The 3,671-nt window shown below is 63.4% G+C and carries 6 protein-coding genes and 2 pseudogenes; 5 read left to right on the top strand and 3 right to left on the bottom strand.

Annotation, left to right across the window (positions count from 1 at the left end; all coding sequences use genetic code 11):
- Positions 1-192: 192 nt before the first annotated feature.
- Positions 193-297, bottom strand: a complete 105-nt coding sequence (locus AC1DOC_RS24470) for a hypothetical protein (RefSeq protein WP_478130668.1) — start codon at positions 295-297, stop codon at positions 193-195.
- Positions 298-356: 59 nt separating this feature from the next.
- On the opposite strand from AC1DOC_RS24470, the gene AC1DOC_RS24465 reads away from it, so the two are divergent.
- On the top strand, positions 357-842 hold the full coding sequence (locus AC1DOC_RS24465; protein ID WP_436298955.1) for a potassium channel family protein: 486 nt from the start codon (positions 357-359) through the stop codon (positions 840-842).
- Here the strand turns inward: AC1DOC_RS24465 and gcvA are convergent.
- Positions 744-1,706 carry a transcriptional regulator GcvA gene (gene gcvA, locus AC1DOC_RS24460; RefSeq protein ID WP_478130667.1) on the bottom strand — a complete coding sequence of 321 codons (963 nt, stop codon included), beginning with the start codon at positions 1,704-1,706 and terminating at the stop codon, positions 744-746. The genes AC1DOC_RS24465 and gcvA overlap by 99 nt on opposite strands.
- A gap of 40 nt (positions 1,707-1,746) precedes the next feature.
- On the opposite strand from gcvA, the gene AC1DOC_RS24455 reads away from it, so the two are divergent.
- Entirely contained in the window at positions 1,747-2,073 is a 327-nt protein-coding gene (locus AC1DOC_RS24455) for a putative quinol monooxygenase (protein ID WP_307596757.1), read from the top strand.
- A gap of 131 nt (positions 2,074-2,204) precedes the next feature.
- On the opposite strand, the pseudogene AC1DOC_RS24450 reads toward AC1DOC_RS24455, so the two are convergent.
- Positions 2,205-2,303, bottom strand: a pseudogene (locus tag AC1DOC_RS24450) (IS110 family transposase); the annotation flags it as partial.
- A 151-nt stretch (positions 2,304-2,454) separates the two neighbouring features.
- Between AC1DOC_RS24450 and AC1DOC_RS24445 the strand changes: the two are divergent.
- The 3 genes and pseudogenes from AC1DOC_RS24445 to AC1DOC_RS24435 form a co-directional block, all read left to right on the top strand.
- Positions 2,455-2,700, top strand: coding sequence for a type II toxin-antitoxin system ParD family antitoxin (locus AC1DOC_RS24445; RefSeq protein WP_278879537.1), 246 nt, complete (start codon positions 2,455-2,457; stop codon positions 2,698-2,700).
- Positions 2,697-2,984 (top strand): type II toxin-antitoxin system RelE/ParE family toxin, encoded by a 288-nt coding sequence (locus tag AC1DOC_RS24440; RefSeq protein WP_278879539.1) that lies wholly within the window; start codon positions 2,697-2,699, stop codon positions 2,982-2,984. Before AC1DOC_RS24445 ends, AC1DOC_RS24440 begins: the two co-directional genes overlap by 4 nt.
- Before the next feature lie 334 nt (positions 2,985-3,318).
- Positions 3,319-3,671, top strand: a pseudogene (locus AC1DOC_RS24435) (peptidoglycan-binding protein); the annotation flags it as partial.

The following is a 3,671-nucleotide window of genomic DNA, read 5'->3' as shown; positions in this document are numbered from 1 at the left end:
AGCTACGACAACATCGCCCGTCTTTTCGATCCGCCGGCCAGCATGGTGATTTTTACCGCCCGGGAATTCCTGCGGGAACCATCTCCCGGGTCCGAAGCCGTCGTCCAAGGGTTGTCAGGCGACATCAGGAGCTGCCCACTTCGAGTTGACGATCGCTGCGAGCACACGGGCGCTGCGCAAGTGAAACCAGCGCTATGGTGTTCCTTTTTGCCGCCGGCGGTATTGACCAGACATTTCGGCCATATGCCTCTTGAAAGCCCTGCCGAACGCCGCCTCCGACTGATAGCCGACCTCCATGCAAATATCGCCCACATTCCGGCGCGTGCTCCGTAGAAGAGCGAGCTTCGTACATCGACTTGGCAGTTGCTGGCGCGGGCGTTCTGTTGCTGGCGACGGCATATTTCCGCTGGGGGCCTTCCGACCACACCTTGAAGGCGACTGAGCGGGATCTGCTTGAAGCGGCGTACTTCAGCTTCGTCACTTTCACCTCGCTTGGATACGGCGACCTGAGTCCCATTGGATTCGGGAGGTTCGTGGCTGTGCTTGGGGAGCCAGGCAACCTGGGGTGCCGATCTCCACAAGCGATTGGCCAAGGAACTCCAGAGCTCGAATATCTTGGCTCAGAAGTGCCTGGCCAAGCTAAGTGGGGAACGCCCCCTTCCCAAGCCAGCGCCGAAGACAAGGGACTTGCTAGCGGAGCTTCAGCGCGAATGTATGGTGGCGTTCCGCAACCGGCAGCATGGCTAGACGCTGCTGAGCATCTCCTCCAACAGCCACTCCTTGAACGCCTTCACCTTCCGCTGCCGCATGGCCTCCGGCGGATAGACAAGATAGAAGCTTGAAAAGGCCTTCAGCGCCTGCTTGAACGGCCGCACCAGGCGGCCGGCGGACAGGTCGTCGGCGACAAGCATGGTGCGCCCCAGGACCACACCTTCGCCTTGCACCGCCGCCTGCACGGCGAAGGTGTAGGAGTCGAAAGCGAGGCCGCCTCGGGCATTGACGCCTTTGACGCCGGCGCGCTCGAACCAGTCCGCCCAAGCGATGGGATAGCCGTCGCGGATGAGGGTGTGGTGGCGCAGGTCGGCGGGCTTGCGCAGGGCGTGCGGGCCTTTCAGCAGCCGGGGGCTGCACACGGGGAAGACCTCTTCGTCGGCCAGCCACTCGGCCGTGAGGCCGGGGTAGTTGCCGGCGCCATAGCGGATGGCGACGTCGATGCCGTCACCGTGAAAGCTGGCGAGGCGGCCGGTGGTGGAAACGCGCACGTCGATGTTCCCGTGAGCCTGGCGAAAGCGGTACAGGCGAGGCACCAGCCAGCGGCCGGCGAACCCGTCCGAGGTGCTGACGTTGAGCGTGCTGTCGGACAGGCGGGCCGTGGCGGCGGCGGTTGCCGCAGCGAGCTGGTCCAGCACATCGCGCACGGCCTTGGCGTAGGGCTCGCCCACTTCGGTGAGGCGCACGGAGCGCGTGCCGCGCTCGAAGAGCTGCACGTCAAGTTGCTGCTCGAGGTGCTTCACGGCGCGGCTGATGGCGCCCGGCGTGACGTGCAGCTCTTCGGCGGCCTTGGTGAAGCTCAGGTGCCGGGCCGCAGCGTCGAAGCAGGGCAAGGCGGTCAGCGGCGGGAGCTTCGCGGGTGTGTCCGGCATGGTTGAGTTTGGCTCACAACTAATTGACAAATCATCGTTTGCCGCCATCGGGTGGCGCGGCACAGAATGTCCTCCATTCGTGAGCAGATATCAAGGAATGCACATGCACAGCAGCCCAACCGGCACCCAGCCCGTCACTGTCGTGATCACCTGCGCCATCCAGCCCGACAAGCTGGAGCTGGCCCGGCGGGAGCTGCGGGCAGTGATCCGGCAGGTGATGGCGCTCGAGCCGGCCTGCCTCGGCATCCGCGTGCATGAGGACGCCAAGGCCCCGAACCGCTGGCTGATCGTGGAACAGTGGGCCAGCGAAGCGGCCTTCACCGGCCCGCACATGCAGCAGCCGCACATGCAAGCCTTCATGCAGACGGCGCAGACCTTCCTGGACGGCCAGGCCGATTTCGGCTTCTGGCACGAAACCCTGGCAACCTGAGGAGACGGCCATGCAACCCACAACCCTCGACTCCCGCTGCGGCAAGGTGCGGCTGCGCCTGAAATTGACCGGCGAAGGAGATCTCAACCGCGGCGCGCACCTCTGATCAAGGCCCAAGTTTTCGCGCGGCATGGCTCGTGCCTGGCTGCGGTGAGCGTGGCCAAGTACAACATGCGTCGAATCTCGAAGGGCCCGCCCTGCACGCGCCTTCGGCCTTTGCTGCCGCCCGAGCGTGGGCAGCGTTGTCGTCCCTCATATCGTTTCCGCCTAACGGCAAGACAGTTTCAGCGCGGCCGGGGCCGAGCAGCTTGGCAGGGATTGCACTTCGCGCGCTTGATAACTATTATCAAGTCATCTGTAGATCTCTAGGAGATGTTGCCAATGATCAGTGCTGAACTCGGAGCGCAGCTCGAAAGCTACGTCTCAAAACTGGTTGAAACGGGCCGCTACGGCTCGAAAAGTGAAGTCCTGCGAGAGGGCGTGCGTTTGGTCGAGGAACGCGAAAAGCGGCTGGCCGTGTTGGATGCCGCGCTTGAACGCGGCCTGGCAGACATTGACGCCGGGCGCACGCATGCGCTCGAGGACGTGGCCGCCGAACTCACTGAACGCTACAGTCGAACCACATGAAGGTTCGTCTTTCCGCTGAGGCCCGTCAAGACCTGGTGGCGATTGCCGACTACATCGCGCGCGACAATCCAGCCCGCGCGCTTTCCTTTGTCCAAGAGCTGACGGACAAATGCGCCAGCTTGGCCACCATGCCGCTGAGCTATCCAATCGTGCCGCGCTACGAGGCAAGGGGCCTTCGTCGGCGCGTGCATGGCAACTACCAGATTTTCTACCGCGTCACCGACGATCTGGTCCTCGTGGTGCGCGTGCTGCACGGCGCGCGGGACTATGAAGCGTTGTTGTAGGGAACGAATATGGCCGCAGAGATCTGTGCGGGCAAATCCGCGAGTGACATGGAACGCAAATAGTCTTTACTCTTCCGTCAACAGGTGCGGCGAATTTTTTCGTGTTGTTGCCTCGGCCAGTACCCGAATGCACTCACGATCCGCCAGGTGCTGCAGACCACCAAGATCAGCGTTTTCGACATCAAGTGAGATCTTGCGGGCTGCTGCGATCCGGGCAACCGGCACTGGCGTCAGCACAAGAAGTGACTTTAGACACTGTGGGCAATCCTGCCTTCCCACTAAATTTGCGCAGGGCCGCATTCCGGCCCTTTCGCAACCAACGGGGGAGGATCGCATGAAGAAGTCCACAGGCAAGCCGCGCCAGCAGCGCGCGCTTTCAAGACCGGCCATGGCCACGGCAGCAGCGGCAACGCTGCTGGTGCTGGCCGGCTGCCAGAACATGCCCGCGCTCGACATGCAGATGGGCAGCCAGTCGGCCAAGACCGTCGCCACGGGCAGCGCCGCGGGCTCGGCCACCGCCGGCGAAAGCAGCCAGCTCGAGCGCTGCGAATCGCCGCTCGGCACCGTCTCGCTGATCGAGAACGTGAATTCCGGCTGGTACACCATCCTCACCGGCGAATACCGCCTGCCGCCCACGGCCAACCTGCTGCGCCTTTTGGTGCAGCAGTCGAACTGCTTCGTGGTGGT

The organism is Variovorax sp. 01T439_2 (genome assembly GCF_056398445.1).
Note: the sequence above shows the minus strand (reverse complement) of the source record. Positions and strands in the feature narration are given on the sequence as shown.